Origin of the sequence: Streptomyces albus subsp. albus (assembly GCF_000719865.1) — a bacterium.
GTDB lineage: Bacteria > Actinomycetota > Actinomycetes > Streptomycetales > Streptomycetaceae > Streptomyces > Streptomyces albus_E.
In genome coordinates, this window is the sequence record NZ_JOID01000030.1 from 1 (window position 1) to 15,769 (window position 15,769).

General features: G+C 74.3%; 13 protein-coding genes. 8 read left to right on the top strand and 5 right to left on the bottom strand.

Annotated elements, in window-relative coordinates; genetic code table 11:
* Positions 1 to 70 precede the first annotated feature (70 nt).
* Positions 71 to 1,552 (bottom strand): hypothetical protein, encoded by a 1,482-nt coding sequence (locus IF83_RS0125020; RefSeq protein ID WP_051723349.1) that lies wholly within the window; start codon positions 1,550 to 1,552, stop codon positions 71 to 73.
* A gap of 661 nt (positions 1,553 to 2,213) precedes the next feature.
* Between IF83_RS0125020 and IF83_RS0125025 the strand changes: the two genes are divergently transcribed.
* From IF83_RS0125025 to IF83_RS0125045, 5 genes are read left to right on the top strand one after another with little or no spacing between them, the layout of a single operon-like run.
* On the top strand, positions 2,214 to 3,707 hold the full coding sequence (locus tag IF83_RS0125025) for a sensor histidine kinase (RefSeq protein ID WP_051723351.1): 1,494 nt from the start codon (positions 2,214 to 2,216) through the stop codon (positions 3,705 to 3,707).
* A 25-nt stretch (positions 3,708 to 3,732) separates the two neighbouring features.
* Positions 3,733 to 4,116 (top strand): roadblock/LC7 domain-containing protein, encoded by a 384-nt coding sequence (locus IF83_RS0125030; RefSeq protein ID WP_078843855.1) that lies wholly within the window; start codon positions 3,733 to 3,735, stop codon positions 4,114 to 4,116.
* On the top strand, positions 4,113 to 4,475 hold the full coding sequence (locus IF83_RS0125035) for a DUF742 domain-containing protein (protein WP_030547872.1): 363 nt from the start codon (positions 4,113 to 4,115) through the stop codon (positions 4,473 to 4,475). Before IF83_RS0125030 ends, IF83_RS0125035 begins: the two co-directional genes overlap by 4 nt.
* A complete protein-coding gene (locus IF83_RS0125040) occupies positions 4,456 to 5,079 on the top strand; it encodes a GTP-binding protein (protein WP_030547874.1) in 624 nt (207 codons plus the stop codon). The genes IF83_RS0125035 and IF83_RS0125040 overlap by 20 nt, the downstream gene beginning before the upstream one ends.
* Complete coding sequence (locus tag IF83_RS0125045; protein ID WP_394297374.1) at positions 5,076 to 6,677, top strand: cytochrome P450; 1,602 nt, start codon at positions 5,076 to 5,078, stop codon at positions 6,675 to 6,677. The genes IF83_RS0125040 and IF83_RS0125045 overlap by 4 nt, the downstream gene beginning before the upstream one ends.
* A 53-nt stretch (positions 6,678 to 6,730) precedes the next feature.
* Here IF83_RS0125045 and IF83_RS0125050 read toward each other — a convergent pair whose 3' ends face one another.
* The 4 genes from IF83_RS0125050 to IF83_RS0125065 all read right to left on the bottom strand — a co-directional run bounded on the left by IF83_RS0125050 (position 6,731) and on the right by IF83_RS0125065 (position 11,942).
* A complete protein-coding gene (locus IF83_RS0125050; RefSeq protein WP_244177199.1) occupies positions 6,731 to 7,864 on the bottom strand; it encodes a terpene synthase family protein in 1,134 nt (377 codons plus the stop codon).
* A gap of 4 nt (positions 7,865 to 7,868) precedes the next feature.
* Positions 7,869 to 8,834: an SAM-dependent methyltransferase gene (locus IF83_RS0125055; RefSeq protein WP_078843849.1), complete on the bottom strand. Its 966-nt coding sequence runs from the start codon at positions 8,832 to 8,834 to the stop codon at positions 7,869 to 7,871.
* Positions 8,835 to 9,445: 611 nt separating this feature from the next.
* Positions 9,446 to 10,261: an SAM-dependent methyltransferase gene (locus IF83_RS0125060; protein ID WP_030547882.1), complete on the bottom strand. Its 816-nt coding sequence runs from the start codon at positions 10,259 to 10,261 to the stop codon at positions 9,446 to 9,448.
* A 196-nt stretch (positions 10,262 to 10,457) separates the two neighbouring features.
* Entirely contained in the window at positions 10,458 to 11,942 is a 1,485-nt protein-coding gene (locus IF83_RS0125065) for an aldehyde dehydrogenase family protein (protein WP_030547884.1), read from the bottom strand.
* Between the two features lie 214 nt (positions 11,943 to 12,156).
* On the opposite strand from IF83_RS0125065, the gene IF83_RS0125070 reads away from it, so the two are divergent.
* The 3 genes from IF83_RS0125070 to IF83_RS34170 all read left to right on the top strand — a co-directional run bounded on the left by IF83_RS0125070 (position 12,157) and on the right by IF83_RS34170 (position 15,602).
* Positions 12,157 to 13,119: an endo alpha-1,4 polygalactosaminidase gene (locus tag IF83_RS0125070; protein WP_078843850.1), complete on the top strand. Its 963-nt coding sequence runs from the start codon at positions 12,157 to 12,159 to the stop codon at positions 13,117 to 13,119.
* Positions 13,120 to 13,468: 349 nt separating this feature from the next.
* Positions 13,469 to 14,947 (top strand): SDR family oxidoreductase, encoded by a 1,479-nt coding sequence (locus IF83_RS0125075; RefSeq protein ID WP_030547888.1) that lies wholly within the window; start codon positions 13,469 to 13,471, stop codon positions 14,945 to 14,947.
* Positions 14,948 to 15,431: 484 nt separating this feature from the next.
* The gene (locus IF83_RS34170; protein ID WP_019706657.1) at positions 15,432 to 15,602 is read left to right on the top strand and encodes a hypothetical protein; all 171 of its coding nucleotides are present in this window, start codon (positions 15,432 to 15,434) and stop codon (positions 15,600 to 15,602) included.
* The last annotated feature ends 167 nt before the right edge of the window (positions 15,603 to 15,769 follow it).

Genomic DNA, 15,769 nt, shown 5'->3' on the forward strand with positions numbered 1-15,769 from the left:
CCCTCCGGAACAGCCTCACGGCTGTCCCGGAGGGCCGCCGCCGTGCTGTGCGCCCCGTGCCCGGCCCCGGTCAGCCGCGGGCGGTGACCGGTCCGCTCTCCGGGCGGGCCGCCGGGGACAGATAGGCGCGGAACCGCCACGGCCCCAGGTCCGGCAGCGGCCGGGAGCGCCAGGCCCGGGCGTACGGGGGCGGCTCGGCACCGTTCGTCACCAGGACGGCGACGGGCCGGTTCTCCGCCGCCGCGCGCAGCGCCGCGTGCGTGATGCTGCCGTCGTGCCCGCCCACCTGGCGCGAGGAACAGCCGGCGCGGAAGGCGATCCGCACCGCGTCCGGGCCGGAGACCACACACGGCGGCCGGACCCCCTGCCGGCCCAGCTCGGCGGCCATCCGGTCCAGCGTCTCGCCGTTGGCCCGGAAGGTGGTGAGCGTGGAGTGCAGCACGGTGAACTGCACGCCCAGATGCAGGCCCAGCACCGTCACGGACAGCGCGACGGCGGCCGGACGCAGCCGGGGCCGGGCCTCCCGCACCCGCCGCGCCAGCCGGATCAGGCCGTGCGCGACCGGCAGGGACAGCAGCGCGTACGCGGGCAGCAGGAAGCGCGGCGCCGCGTAGCCGACCAGGAACAGATACGGCAGGGCGAGCCCCAGCCCCGTCAGGGCGGGCAGCAGGATTTCGGCCCGGTACCGGGTGCGGCGTGCCGCGAGCGCGCCCCCGGCGGCGAGCAGGGGGAGGGCGAACCACCAGACGCCGGTGCCCGGGTTCCGCCACGGCACGTCACAGGGCCGGCACAGGGTGCGGCCGCCGAGGGCGCGGATGTGGTCGTCCACGGAGAAGTACGGGGCGAGATGGCCCTGGATCTCGCTGGCCCGGCTCAGCCGGGCCGCCAAGCCGCCGTACGCGGTGTACGCCTCGGCGACCCACTCCGCGCAGCCCAGCGCACCGCCCGCCACCAGGGCGGTCAGCAGCAGCGGGCGCCGCCAGGAGCGGATCAGCAGCAGGGCGGTGCCCAGCGGCAGGGCGAGCCAGAGGGCGTCGGAGGGGCGCATCAGGGCGGCCAGGGCGACGCCCGCGCACACCCCGGCCGGGGCGAGCCGGGAGGCCGGGTTCCGCACGGCCCGCAGCAGACAGCCCGTGGTGAACAGCGCGGCCAGCGCGACCCAGAGGTTGGGCATCACCTGCGGACCGTAGAAGAGGGTCACCCAGAGACCGGCGAAGAGCCCCCCGGCCAGGGTGAGCACCGTCGCCGGCAGCAGACCGCGCCACACCCGCAGGGCGAGGAAGAGACCGGCCCCGCTGAGCAGCGCCAGCCACACGCGCAGCGGCGGAACGGCGTCGGTGACGGCGGCCACCGGAGCGGCGAGATACGCGATGCCCCGGGCGCGGGGAGCGCTGAAGAACGCGGCCGGGGCGTGGGAGCTGACCTGGCTGACGTACACGGTCTCGTCCCAGCCGAGGCCGGTGCCGGGGACGACCACCGCCAGCTGCAGCAGCGTGAAGAGGGCGGCGACGGCTGCGGGGCCGTACGGCACGGCGCGGGCGGCCCACCGCACCCCGGCGCGCCCGGACGCGGCGGCCCCCGGTGCGGCCGCGCCCGGCGGGGCGGCACCACGAGCGGCGCCCTCGGCCCGAGCGGTGCGCGGGCCGCGCCGGGGGAGGCCTCCCGGCGCTCGCCGCGGCCGCCGGCGGGGCCGCTCGTCCCGGGGGCCGGTGACCGGTGGTGGCTGCATGGCCGGACCTCGCCGCACGTCGAAGGGGGTGCCGAATGGGGGGGACAGACAGGCGATCACCAGCCTGTGCCGCGGTGCGCGCGCTCACCACTCGGGCGGGGCAGCCGGAGGAAGCGGCCGTGCCCCGTCCGGCGCCGCCCTCGTGCCGTTTTCGGGGGCCGGGTCATTCCCGCAGGTCAGCCGGAATGACCGAAAAAAAATGGACCGGCAAAGCGATCCCGCTGCAAAAGTCCGACCACTTTTTTATGTGTTGTGAAAGGTCCAACAGCATATTCCTGAGAAAAGGACATCTTCATCCCAGCGGTAAGAATGAAAGGGCTATGCTCCATGTCTCGCAGGCGGGTTGCGGCGATTTCCGCAGGCCGCCACCGGCCGCCGCGGCGCCGCGATCGCCCCTGGGGCGCGGATCGCGGCGGCGGCCCCCGCCGGTGCCCCGACGCACCGGCCGACACCCCTATTCCTTCCGCAAGGGTTTGAGACATTGATGGTTCGTGCCGGCTCGTCACCAGGAGGTCGGCGGCCCGCCTCCGCACTTCTGTGGCTGTTCCCACCCGCCGTGACGGCTCTCTGCGCGGTCGTCGCCGTCCTCGGCGTTCCCGACGGCGCCCGCGCCCCGGTGGCCTGGTGCGGCGCCGTCGCCACCGCCGCCGTGGCGATCGCCGCGGCCGAGGCGGTACGGCGCGGGCGCCTTGTCCACGCACTGCGCCGGCGCGCCGCCGAGCAGGAAGCGGCGCTCGGCCGCCGCCTCGCCGAACAGGAGGCCGAGACCGCACGGCTCGCCGGGGAACTGCTGCCCGCGGCCGTCGACCGCCTCCAGCGCGGGGCCTCCGTCGACGAGGTCCTGGAGGGCGTCGCCTACACGCCCGGCGCCGACCCCCGCTTCCACGCCGCCCACGAAGCGGTGCTCCGCTTCGTCCTCGAAGCCGTCCGCGCCGAGGAGGACCTGCGCGAATCGGCCCACCGCGCCTTCGTCAACATCGCCCGCCGCGTCCAGGCGATCGTCCACCAGCAGGCCCAGGACCTGCGGGAGATGGAGGACAAGCACGGCAACGAGCCGGAGTTCTTCGGCGACCTCCTCCACCTCGACCACGGCACCGCCCTCATCGGCCGGCTCGCCGACAGCATCGCCGTCCTCGGCGGCTCCCGCCCCGGCCGCCAGTGGCAGCAGAACGTCCCGCTCTTCAACGTCCTGCGCGGCGCCATGTCCCGCATCATCGACTACCAGCGGGTCGACCTGCACTCCGTCGCCGAGGCCGCCATCGTCGGACCCGCCGTCGAGCCCCTGATCCACGCACTGGCCGAGCTGCTCGACAACGCCACCCGCTACTCGCCCCCGCAGACCCGGGTCCACCTCACCGCCATCGAGGTGCAGTCCGGCATCGCCGTGGAGATCGAGGACGCCGGCGTCGGCCTCACCGAGGAGGCCCGGCGGCGCGCCGAACGCGTCCTGGCCCAGGCCTCCGCGGGCATCGACCTCAACGACCTCGGCGAGACCCCCCGGCTGGGCCTCGCCGTGGTGGGCAGGCTGGCGCAGACCCACGACTTCCAGGTGTCGCTGCGCCCCTCGGCCTACGGAGGCGTCCGCTGCGTCCTGATCGTCCCGCAGGACCTCGTCACCGCCACGCCCACCCCCGGCGGCGCCGTCGCCAGGGCCGCCACCCTTCCGCCGCCCAAGCGCAGGACACGGCCCACGCCGACGCCGCTGCCCCCGCCGAACGGAGCGGCCATGGAGGAGGACACCGCGGCGGCCGTCCGCGGCGCGGGCGGGCTGCCACAGCGCCGCCGCCGGCACCCCGGCGTCGCCCCCCGGGCCGCGGCGCCCGCCCGGTCCGCGGCGGCACCCCGGCCGCCAGCGGCCGCGGAACAGGTCAAGCCGGGGCTGTGGCTGGCTGCCTTCCAGAGCGGCATCAACGGAGAGACGCCGGTACCGCGGGCCGCGCGTCCGGACAGTGACGACTCGGTGGACGGGGATGAGTAGAAACGTGACACAGCAGCGGCTCAACATGGACTGGATGCTCAGGGATCTCGCCACGAGCGTCCCGCAGACCCGGCACATCGTGGTGCTCTCCGCGGACGGCCTGTGCATGGCACAGCACGGCACCGACGGCGACACCGCCGACCGGCTCGCCGCGGCCTGCGCCGGACTGCAGAGCCTGTCCGGCGCGATCGCCGCCGAATTCCCGCACGGCACCGGGCGGATGAGGCTGGTCGTCATCGAGGTCAGCGGCGGCTTCTTCTACCTCATGGCGGCCGGCGCCGGCGCCTACCTCGCCGTGCTCGCCGACGACGGCGTCGACGCCGGGCTGATGGGGCAGCGCATGCGCGACCTCGTCGCCAGGATCGGCGAGCACCTCAGCAGCCCGCCGCGCGTGGACGAGCACACATGAGCGGGCCCGGCGAGGACTGGGAGGAAGGTGCCCCCGAGCGGCTGTACGTGCTGACCGGCGGCCGCAGCCGGGCCCGCGGCAGAAAGGCCGGCCTCGACCTGGTCACCCTCATCGTCTCCCGCGACGTGCCGAAGCCGGGCATGCAGCCCGAGCACGCGGCCATGCTGCGGATGTGCCACTACCCGCTCTCCGTGGCCGAGATCTCCGCCTATCTGGACCTGCCCGTCAGCACGGTCACCGTGCTCCTCACGGACCTGCTGGCCGACGGGCGCATGGAGGCCCGCGCCCCGATCCCCACCGCCGCGTTGCCCGACGCGGAACTCCTCAAGGCGGTGATGCATGGACTACAGAACCTCTGACACGCTCCCCGGCCCGCGCAGCGAGGACACCCTCCCCGCCACGGCCACGTCCGCGGTCAAGGTGGTGATCGTCGGCGGCTTCGGCGTCGGCAAGACCACCCTGGTCGGCTCCGTCAGCGAGATACGCCCGCTGACCACCGAGGAGACGATGACCCAGGCCGGGGTCGGCGTCGACGACATCGCGGGCGTCGAGCGGAAGACCGAGACCACCGTCGCCATGGACTTCGGCCGGATCAGCATCAACGAGCAACTGGTGCTGTACCTCTTCGGCACCCCCGGCCAGGAGCGCTTCTGGTTCCTCTGGAACGGCCTCTTCGAAGGGGCCCTGGGCGCGCTCGTCCTCATCGACACCCGCCGCCTGGAGGTCAGCTTCGACGTCGTCGGGCGGCTGGAGGAGCGCGGCGTCCCGTTCGTGGTCGTCGTCAACGACTTCCCCGAATCGCCCCGTTACCCGATGGCCGATCTGCGCGCGGCGATGGACCTGCCCGACTCCGTGCCCATGGTCGCCTGCGACGCCCGCGACCGCGGCTCCTGCCGGGACGCCCTGCTGACGCTCATGCGCTATCTGCACACCCTCGCCACCGCAACCCCGGAGTCCCCGTGACCGTCCCGCCACCCGACCCCGCCGGCCCCGCACCCGGCACCGGCGCCCGTATCGCCACCGACCCGCGCTCGGCCGTCGCCGCCTCCTCCACTGCCGCCTCCTCAGCCGCCGGCGCCGGGACCGCGCCGCCGCCCGGCTGCCCCGCCCACGCCTACGGGCCCGGGGGCCTGATCCGGCTCTACGGCCCCGAGGCCGAGACCGACCCGATGGGCCTGTACGAACGGCTGCGCGCCCAGCACGGAGCCGTCGCCCCGGTCCTCCTCCACGGCGACCTCCCGGCCTGGCTGGTCCTCGGCTACCGCGAGAACCTCGACGTGGCCCGCACCCCCTCCCGCTTCTCCCGCGACTCCCGCCACTGGCGCCTCGCCCGCGAGGGCCGCGTCGCCGCGGACCACCCCCTCGCCCCCGTCGTGGCCTGGCAGCCGATGTGCACCCAGGTCGACGGCCGGGAGCACGAACGGCTCCGCGGCGCCGTCACCGACGGCCTCGACCGCTTCGACCGCCGGGGCATCCGGCGCACGGTGACCCGCTCCGCGAACCTGCTGATCGACCGGTTCTGCGCCGACGGCAGGGCGGACCTGGTCCGGCAGTTCTCCGACCATCTGCCCATGCTGGTGATGACGCAGCTCCTGGGCATGCCCGACTCCTACGGCCCCAAGCTGGTGAACGCGGCCCGCGACCTGCTCAAGGGCACCGAGACCGCGGTCGCCAGCAATGACTACGTTCTGCGCACCCTGCGCCAGCTCGTCGCGCGCAAACACGCCTCGCCGGGGCCCGACTTCGCGAGCCGGCTGATCGAGCACCCCGCCGGACTGACCGACGACGAGGTGGAGCAGCACCTGCGGCTCGTCCTGATCGCCGCCTACGAGACCACGGCGAACCTGATCATCAACATGCTGCGGATGGTCCTCACCGACCGCCGCTTCCGGGCCGACCTGGCGGGCGGCCACATGACGCTGCCCGACGCCATGGAGCAGGTGCTGTGGGACGAGCCGCCGATGATGACGGCCGTGGGGCGGTGGGCCACCGGGGACACGGAACTCGCCGGACAGTCCATCCGCGCCGGTGACCTGCTGATCCTCGGGCTGGCCGCGGGCAATCTCGACCCGGCGATCCGGCCCGACCCCAGCGTCCCCGTCCACGGGAACCGCTCACACCTGGCCTTCAGCGGCGGCCCGCACGAATGCCCCGGCCAGGACATCGGGCGGGCCATCGCGGACACCGGCGTCGAGGCTCTGCTGGCCCGCCTCCCGGATCTGCGGCTGGCCGTGGAGGAGACGGAGCTGACCTGGGTGTCAGCCCTCATGACCCGTCATCTCACGGCGCTGCCCGTCGAGTTCACCCCGCACCGGCCCGAGCCGAAGGAGGCATCCCTGTCCGCGGCCGTTCCGGCGCCGTCCACCCGGCGCACGCCGCTGCCCGGGGAGGCCCGGCGGGGAGACGGCACCGGGGAACCCGCGGCGGCCTCGGCGCGGCCGGGGACGGCGGCACCGGTCGCGGGGGTCGCCGATCCCCTCGCCGCCGGCTCCGGCCGGCCCCCGCTGCGGGCGGCGGACCCGTGGTGGCGGCGCGCGGCCCGGTGGTTCGCCGGCGGGTGAGCCCGGCCGGGCGTCCGCGCGGGCGGGCTCACCCGGGGCCGCGCGGACGCCCGTCAGACGCCGAGTTGGTCCCACCACCAGTCGATCGTGGCCAGACCGGGCGCGTCCGGCCGGGCGTCGGCCGGGTCCGGGCGCCGGACGACGCCCAGCCGCGCCCCGGTCACGGGCAGCCGGTGCAGATGACGCGGGCTGGCATAGCGCGGCGCCGTGTCCGACCAGCGGATGTTGCCCGCGATCCAGTGGCCCAGATCGTCGAGACAGCGGCGGAGGTCCGCGTCGGCCCCCCGCGCGGTCCGCTCGCGCAAGCGGAGGAAGAGCGTCATCGCCCGGTCCCGCAGGGCGAGCGCGGCGGCGAGGGCCTCCCCCTCGGAGCAGCGGTGGTGACGGGTGAGGACCCGCACGATGTCCGGGGCGGCGGCGCCCTCACCGGCCTCCTTGGCCCGGGAGAGCAGATCGTTGTCGCAGGCAGCGATGAAGCCCGTGGCCTCGATCAGGGCGCGGACGGGTCCGGAGTACAGCCGTGCGCCGGGAATCTCGACACCGTTGGCAATCTCGACGAAGGCGGCGTCGAACCGGGTCCCGACATCGGCGATGCGCCCCGCGGCGTACTCCGCGGGACTCGGCACGACGCCGCGGCGTGCGTTGCCGTGCTGCCAGGCCGCGCCCAGCAGCAGATCGCGCACCCCGTCGGCCAGCCGCTGGTACTGCACGGTGCTGGTCACGGCCCGGGTGCGCACGACCAGGTCGTCGAGCGCGCGCGCCATCGGGCCGGAGCCGAGCATCCCGGAACCCGGCGCTTCCAGGCAGCGGACCAGACGCAGCCCGAGGCCGGCGAGGTCCGGGCCGCGGTCCGCGGACGGCCCGGCGTCGAGCCGGGTGTCGTCGAGAGCGAACAGCCAGTACGTCCACTGGGCGAACAGCAGCAGGCGTTCCTCGTCACCGTACGGGGCGAGACGGCAGCTGAACTCCGCGGCGTTGCTGGCCAGATTCCAGGCCCGTTCGGTCGCGTCGGTGAAGACGCCGCGCGCGTCGAGCCAGGCGACGGCCCGTTCCTCGATCCTGCGGACCGCGGGGTGGACGGCCGACTCCACGGGACAGTAGAAGGGCGGCAGTCCGCCCGGGAGCGTCTCCTCGGTGCGGGCACTGCGGGTGATGGCGGCCGCGGGGGTGCTGGTGGTGTCCGGCACCGGCTCAGTCCGTCCGGAGACGGAAGAGGAGCAGCCGGGTCTCGACGGCGTGATCGCGCCAGATCCGGAACAGCCTGCCGTGGCCGACGGCCGAGTCCATCAGCCGGTCGCGGGCGATGGGGGAGGACTCGCCCGGCTGCGCCGTCCGGTCGAGTTCGGCCGCCGTCCAGGCCATGGACTGCACCCAGAACTCCGCGACGGGGTCCGTGATGTCCTCGTTCCGCTCCAGGACGAAGCCCGCCTCGTGCGCGGCGGAGACGTACTCGTCGAGAGGGCCCAGCCGGGTCCGGTAGTAGCCGTTCACGAAGCCGGCGACCTCCGGGCGGCACAGGAAGTGGTCCTGGAGGCCGAACCAGCCACCGGGCCGGAGGGCCCGGGCAGCCACGGCGAAGAGCCGCCGCCGGTCCATGTGCACGGCGCTCTCCACGGCCACGGCGGCGTCATACGCGCGCTCCTCCCGGAAGTCGTGGATATCGCCCAGGACGGGGGTGACGCGGTCGCGGACCCCGGCCCGGCGGGCCAGGTGGTCCATGACGGGTATGTGGTCCGCGGTGACGGTGATGCCCGTGACGGTGCTGCCGTGCTCCTGGGCCCAGTAGATCGACCCGCCGCCGAGGCCGCAGCCGATGTCGAGGAGGGTGCCCGGTGGATGGTCCGCGGCGCCCCAGGTGGTGGCCGCGTGGCGGATCACGGCTTCCTGGGAGTCGGTGATCCGGCGGCGGATGAGGTGCTGGGCGACGGTGGTGTCCGGGGTGCCGTCGAACATGCCCAGGTGGAAGTGGACGCGCGGCCCCGGGCCGTACTTGTGCAGGATGTCGGCGGTCTTCCGGGAGTAGTACAGCGGCACCTCGGCTTCGTCGAACGGGGCCTCCCCGGCGGCCGGGTCCCCGGGTCTCGGAGGGGCGATGACGACACCGCCGCCGCCCGGGGCATGACCGGTGCCCGTGATGCTGTCGGCTGCGTCTGTCATATTCGGCCTCCTGAAGCTGGGGTGTGGAGTCGTCCGGGGCGTGGGGGAGGGGGTTCCGGCGCCGCCCGGCGCGCGGCGCCCCCAACCTCCCCCGGTCCCGGAGATCCTTAACCCCGCCCGTGCGGCCGGGCGACGGGATCGGGCCTACCGTCTTCGACAGAGAATGAAGAGATGGTGAGTAGGCATGGGCCATTCACGCTCACTTCTGAACGGAATGCGGTGCAGTGTGGAATGCGACGGGGGGACGCATGAGTGAATAGCGGAATTTATGACGGCAGTCGGTGTTCCCGGAGAACGACTGCTGCGCACCGGCGGTCATGTCCGGTATTCGACGGTCCCGTTGAGGCCGGCGCGCGGCGCCGGTAGCGGTGCGTTTTCCCCGGTTTCCGGTGAGCACGCGCGTCCGCCGGAAAAACGGCGGGAAAAGCCGCACGGCACCGGCGCGGGGCCCGCGGGCGATGCCCCGGGAACGGCGAGGGCCCGCCCCCGCGCGGTGGGAATCCACCGGCCCGGGACGGGCCCTCCTTGGTGCGGCCCCTCTGCGGCGAGGGGTGAGGGGAGTGGGACGGGACGGGGCGGGCCCGCCGTGCTCCGGGCGGGCCCGGCCGGGCTCAGGGGAGCCGGCCGACGCCGCCGTACTCGATCCACTCCTGCGTGCGCTGCCGCGGGGCGACTTCGCTGTCCGGGTGCCAGGTGGAGACCTCCACCAGGCCCGGCTCCAGGATCTCCAGGCCCTCGAAGAACTGCTCCAGCTCCCGCTGCTGCCGCACCCGGCCCCAGTTGCCGTGGGTGCTCTTGTCCATGAAGTCGGTGACGAACTCGCGGGTGGCGGCGTCCTCGCTCACCAACTGGCAGATGACCATGAAACTGCCGGGCGCCAGCCGGTCCCTGACGGTCCGTATGAGACCGGCCGGGTCGTCCTCGTCCTTGATGCAGTGCAGCACCGAGACGAACAGGGCGGCCACCGGCTCGTCGAAGTCGATCAGCCGCTCGACCTCGGGATGGTTGAAGATCCCGTCGGTGTCGCGCATGTCCGCCGTGATGACGGCGGTGTTCTCGTTCTCCTCCAGCAGCGCGCGGCCGTGGGCGAGGACGATCGGGTCGTTGTCGACGTAGACCACGCGCGAGGCCGGGTCCACGCTCTGGGCGACCTGGTGCACGTTGTTCTGGGTGGGGAGGCCGGAGCCGTGGTCCAGGAACTGGCGGATGCCGTGGTCCTCGGCCAGCCGGCGGACCACGCGGGCCAGGAACTGCCGGTTGTTGAGGGCCAGTTCCCGCGTGCTGGGGACCACCTTCAGCAGTTCGTCGGAGGCTTCCCGGTCGACGGCGTAGTTGTCCTTGCCGCCGAGGAAGTAGTCGTACATCCGAGCCACACTGGGAACGTTGATGTCGATCCCCTTGGGCAGCGGCTCTTGTGTCTGGCCCATCCGACCCCTCACAGTCTCGTCCGCGCGATCGCGTGTGCGGTGCGACGCGCTCACATCCTAGAGGGGCACATGCTTCCGGTTAAGGCCAACGGCCCTGCCGCAGCGGCTTATTGGGTGACTGTCAGATCGTCTGCCGAACGCGGTGCCGGAGCGCGGCGGCAGAACGCCGTGCCGGAACCCGTGCCGGAACGCCGGGTCAGAACGACAGGTCGCGCGGAGTGCGCTGGACGGTGACCCAGTGCGGGGTGGTGAACTCCTCGAAGACCCACTCGCCGCCGAACCGCCCGAGCCCCGACTCCTTCTCGCCGCCGAAGGCCGCCCGCACGTCGTCGTGCACGGTGGTGTCGTTGACGTGCGTCATCCCGGCCTCCACGCGGGAGGCGAACCGCAGGCCGCGCTCCGGGTCGCCGGTGAACACCGCGCTCGACAGGCCGTACTCGGTGTCGTTGGCCAGCCGCAGCGCGTCCTCCTCGCCGTCCGCCGGCAGCAAGGTGGCCACCGGGCCGAACACCTCCTCGGCGGCGGTGGCGACGTCATTGCGGCCGATCACCACATGCGGCGGCAGCACCCGCCCGGTGGGGCCCACCGGCTCGCCGGAGAGGAGGACCCGGGCGCCCTGGGTGACGGAGCGGGCCACCTTGTCCCGCACGCCCGCCAGTTGGGAGTCGTTGATCAGCGGGCCGATCTGCGTCCGCTCCTCGCGTGGGTCCCCGGCGCACAGGGCGCGGGCCCGCTCGGTGAAGAGGCCGGCGAAGTCGTCGAAGCGGGAGCGGTCGACGATGACGCGGTTGGTGGCCATGCAGATCTGGCCCTGGTGGAAGTAGCTGCCGTAGAGGGCGGCGTCCACCGCGCCGTCGAGACCGGCGTCGTCGAGGACCACCATCGGGCCGTTGCCGCCCAGCTCCAGGGCGAGCTTCTTCAGCCCGGCCCGGGCCGCGATGCGCCGGCCCACCGGCGTGGAACCGGTGAAGGAGACCACCCGGGGCACGTGGTGCGCCACCATCAGATCGCCGATCTCGCCGCCGCTGCCCACCAGCACGCTGAGCAGCCCCGGCGGCAGCCCGGCCTCCTCGTAGGTCTTCGCCAGCAGCAGCCCGCCGGTGACCGGGGTGTCACCGGCGGGCTTCAGGACGACGGCGTTGCCCGCCGCCAGCGCGGGAGCCACCGAGCGGTTGGAGAGATAGGCCGGGAAGTTCCACGGGCTGATCACCGCGACGACCCCCACGGGCCGCCGGCGGATCCGGTTCTCCTTACCCGGGACACTCGCCTCCACGTGCGGCGGGTCCGGCTCCCGGTGCTCGGCCGCCAGCCGCGTCACGGCCTCCAGGATGCCGAGCTCCATCTCCACCCGGGCGGCGGTGGCCCCCGCCTCCCGGGTGAGCCAGCCACCGATCTCCGCCCGCCGCTCCGCCATGATCCGCGCGGCCCGGTCCAGCACGGCGGCCCGCTCCTCCCGCGGCAGGGCCGCCCAGCCGGGCTGCGCCTCCCGGGCCGCCCCGTACGCCAGGTCCACATCGGCGGGGGCCGCGAGCTGGACCTCGGTCAGTGTCTCGCCGGTGTACGGGTCCGTATCCGTCCCGACACTGCCGGAACTGCCCGGCTGCCAGTGCCCGGCCAGGAACATGCGGTCGAATCCGGTGTACGGGCCGGGGGACGCGGGCGTGGGCGTCGCGGATGTCATGGGTCTCTCCGCTCGTCGTACCGGGAGGGGCCGGGGGCCGGTGGTCCTTCTACGGGGTGCCCGCCGGGCACGTACCGGGTGTCCGCCGGACCGGGCCCGAGTGCCCGGAAGCCCGGGGGCCAATCCCGGGCCCGGTCCGCGGAGGGCCGCCGGGCCGGCGGGGACCCGGAAGACTGAGGGAACCACGGGGAGCCACGAGGAGGACCGACACGCCATGAGAACCCGCCGTGCCGGACGGACCACCGGCCCGCACCGCCGCCCGCACCCGGACCGGCACCCGCGCCCGCGTCCTCGCCGGCGTTCCGGTCCGCGCATACGCGCCGCCGTCCTCGCCGCAGTGCTGGCCCTGCCGGCCGGACTGCTCGCGGGCTGCTCCGGCACGGAGGCGCGGCCGCCGTCCGACGGCTCCGCGCCGGGTTCCGGGCCCGGCCGCCCGTCCGCCACGGCGGGCGGCGGGGGTGACGGCGGCGGGGGAACGCACTGGCGGCCGAAGGCCGGCACGCCCTGGCAGTGGCAGCTCAGCGGGCGGGTCGACACGGGCGTCGACGTCCCCGTCTACGACATCGACGGCTTCGAGAACGACGCGGAGACCGTGGCCCGGCTGCACGCCGACGGCCGCAAGGTCATCTGCTACATCAACGCGGGCGCCTGGGAGGACTTCCGCCCCGACCGCGACGACTTCCCCCGCGCGGTCCGGGGCCGCGGCAACGGCTGGCCGGGGGAGCGCTGGCTGGACATCCGGCAGACCGGCGTTCTGCGCCCGCTGATGGCCCGCCGCATGGACATGTGCCGGGACAAGGGCTTCGACGCGGTGGAGCCCGACCTGATGGACGGCTATCTCAACCGCACCGGCTTCCCCCTCACCGCCCGTCACCAGCTCGCCTACAACCGCATGCTGGCGGAGCTCGCCCACGAACGGGGTCTCGCCGTGGGGCTCAAGAACGACCTTCCCCAGATCCCCGAACTCGTCGGCTCCTTCGACTTCGCGGTGAACGAGGAGTGCGCCGAGTTCGGCGAGTGCGCCGCGCTCACCCCGTTCATCGAGCAGGACAAGGCGGTCTTCCACGCCGAGTACGCGCTGGACCCGGACGACTACTGCGCCGAGAGCGAGCGGCTGGGGCTCAGCTCCCTGCGGAAACGCCTCTCGCTGGACGCCTGGCGCCGCCCCTGCCCCTGACCCCGGCCCCGACCCCGCTTCGGTTGCCGCCCCCGCCGGCCCTGACCCCGGCCCCTGACCCGGCGCTCTGTCTCCGCCCGGCCCCGGCACTGCCGCCGTCCCTGCCCCCCTGCCCCCCTGCCGTGACTCCGGCACCGCCCCGGCCCCCGCGCCCCCACCGGTTCCCGCTCCGGCGCCGGCCCGGCCCGGCCCCGGCCGCTTCCGCGCGGCCGTCCCGTCCCCGCCGCCGGTGTGACCTTGCTCCCGCCGGACCGGACCGGTTTGGCGGAGCCGCCCGGTGCTCCGTAAAGTGCCGCCGGAGTGTGCGCACCCGGGACGCACCAGAGCGGGAACGGAAGCGGCGGCGGCGATGACGGTGACAGACGACGGCCGGGCCGGGCAGGCGGAGCAGGAGCACCCGGGCATCGACCCGGAACGGCTGGCCGCCTGTCTCGGCGTGCTCGCGGAGCTCGACGACCTGCCGCTGGACCACCCCGACGCCATCACGGTGCGCCGTGCCACCGCCGGCATCTACCGCACCGTGAAGCAGCGCCGCCGCCAGGAGCGCCGGGCCGCCAAGACGGCCAACGACAAGGCCGTCACCGAGGCCACCGCCACCGGCTCCGCCGACCGCATCGACGACGAGACGGCCGGCATACCGCTCGCCGCGTCCGCCGCCACGGAGATCGTCGGCGTCCTCGAACGCCCCCGCTCCTGCTACATCTGCAAGACGCGGTACCGCGAGGTGGACGCCTTCTACCACCAGCTGTGCCAGTCCTGCGCCAAGGAGAACCGCGCCCGCCGCGACGCCCGCACGGATCTGACGGGCCGGCGCGCCCTGCTCACCGGCGGCCGCGCCAAGATCGGGATGTACATCGCGCTGCGGCTGCTCCGCGACGGGGCGCACACCACCATCACCACCCGCTTCCCCAAGGACGCCGCCCGGCGCTTCTCGGCCATGCCCGACAGCGGGGACTGGCTCCACCGGCTCAAGATCGTCGGCATCGACCTGCGGGACCCCGCGCAGGTGGTGGCGCTGACGGACGCGGTGAGCGCCGAGGGCCCGCTGGACATCCTCATCAACAACGCCGCCCAGACCGTGCGCCGCTCCCCGGAGTCCTACGCCGAGCTGGTGGCGGGCGAGGCCGCGCCGCTGCCGCCCGGCGGCGGGCTGCCCGAGCCGCTCGTCCTCGGCAGCTTCGGCAGCGGCAGCCAGCAGGCGCTGCCCGCCGCCGCGGACCGGTCCGGCGGCATCACCCCGGACTCCCTCGCCGCCCTGGCCCTGACCAGCGGCTCCGCCTCCCCCGCGCGGATCGAGGCCGGCAACGCCATCGACGCGGGCGGGCTCATCCCGGACCTCGCCGACACCAACAGCTGGATCCAGACGGTGAGCGAGGTGGAGCCGGTGGAGCTGCTGGAGGTGCAGCTCTGCAACGTCACCGCGCCGTTCATCCTCGTCAGCCGGCTGCGCCCGGCGATGGCCGCGTCCCCCGCCCGCCGCAAGTACGTGGTCAACGTCTCGGCCATGGAAGGGGTGTTCAGCCGGGGCTACAAGGGCGCCGGCCATCCGCACACCAACATGGCGAAGGCCGCGCTGAACATGCTCACCCGCACCAGCGCCCAGGAGATGCTGGAGACCGACGGCATCCTCATGACGAGCGTCGACACCGGCTGGATCACCGACGAGCGCCCGCACCCGGACAAGATGCGGCTGGCCGAGGCCGGCTTCCACGCCCCGCTGGACCTCGTCGACGGGGCCGCGCGCGTCTACGACCCCATCGTCCGCGGCGAGCTCGGCGAGGACCTGTACGGCTGCTTCCTGAAGGACTACGCCCCCGCCAACTGGTGAGGCACCCCGCCGGCCGGTGAGCCGGGGCGGGCTCCGGAGCCGGCGGCCGCCGCCGTACGCCCCGCGACCCCGCGCCACCCGGGCGGGTGACGGCGCGACGCGGCCGGCACGTGCCCTTCGTCACCTCGCGCCCCCGGGCGCCCCCGCCCGGCCTGCGAAATCGCCGCCCCACGGCGGAGCGGGCCGGGCCGCCGCGGGCCGTCTCCGGTATCCGGAACGGGAAATCCGCGCGCGCTTCCCCGCAGGTGGGGGTAGGCTGAACAGCAGACGGACAGCCTTCCGGTAAATGAAGCACCGAGACCCTCGGCCCGTCCCGGGACAGGCCAGCCACCATGGCCGCACTCCCGGTCCGCATCTCCGGCGCCACCGCGCCCGCAGTGACTTTCCACCAGCCCCATCGGGCGTCGGCGCCCGGCCGCTTTTCACGGCTGCGCAGTATCCCGGGCGTATGGCGTTCGGTGCACCCGACACTAAGGAGTGCGCGGTGACAACCGAGAAGAAGACCAACCAGCTGCTGGCGGAACCCGAGGAGTACCCGGCCGCCCGCCAGAAGGAACCCCGCAACCTGGACGTCTGGTCCCGGGTCGCCCCCATCCGGCTCGCCGGCTACGACGACGACCCGGCCGAGTCCCACATCCTCCGCGGCATCGACTGACCGCACCGCCGCCCACCGGTCGTCCCCGCACGACCGCCTGACGACCCGCCGGGAGCACCGTGCCCGGCGGGTCCTCGCGTTTCGCGCCCGGTTCCCGGGGCACCCGCAGCCCGTCCCGACGATCAGCAGGCAGCAGTGGCAGCTCTGCGGCAGCAGCGGTGGACGGC

Excerpts from the sequence above, each read along its gene's own strand:
- IF83_RS0125070 (WP_078843850.1), top strand. The coding sequence starts at position 12,157 with ATGAGAACCCGCCGTGCCGGACGGACCACCGGCCCGCACCGCCGCCCG.
- IF83_RS0125030 (WP_078843855.1), top strand. The coding sequence starts at position 3,733 with ATGGACTGGATGCTCAGGGATCTCGCCACGAGCGTCCCGCAGACCCGG.
- IF83_RS0125025 (WP_051723351.1), top strand. The coding sequence starts at position 2,214 with ATGGTTCGTGCCGGCTCGTCACCAGGAGGTCGGCGGCCCGCCTCCGCA.
- IF83_RS0125065 (WP_030547884.1), bottom strand. The coding sequence starts at position 11,942 with ATGACATCCGCGACGCCCACGCCCGCGTCCCCCGGCCCGTACACCGGA.
- IF83_RS0125060 (WP_030547882.1), bottom strand. The coding sequence starts at position 10,261 with ATGGGCCAGACACAAGAGCCGCTGCCCAAGGGGATCGACATCAACGTT.
- IF83_RS0125040 (WP_030547874.1), top strand. The coding sequence starts at position 4,456 with ATGGACTACAGAACCTCTGACACGCTCCCCGGCCCGCGCAGCGAGGAC.
- IF83_RS0125075 (WP_030547888.1), top strand. The coding sequence starts at position 13,469 with ATGACGGTGACAGACGACGGCCGGGCCGGGCAGGCGGAGCAGGAGCAC.
- IF83_RS0125055 (WP_078843849.1), bottom strand. The coding sequence starts at position 8,834 with ATGACAGACGCAGCCGACAGCATCACGGGCACCGGTCATGCCCCGGGC.
- IF83_RS0125035 (WP_030547872.1), top strand. The coding sequence starts at position 4,113 with ATGAGCGGGCCCGGCGAGGACTGGGAGGAAGGTGCCCCCGAGCGGCTG.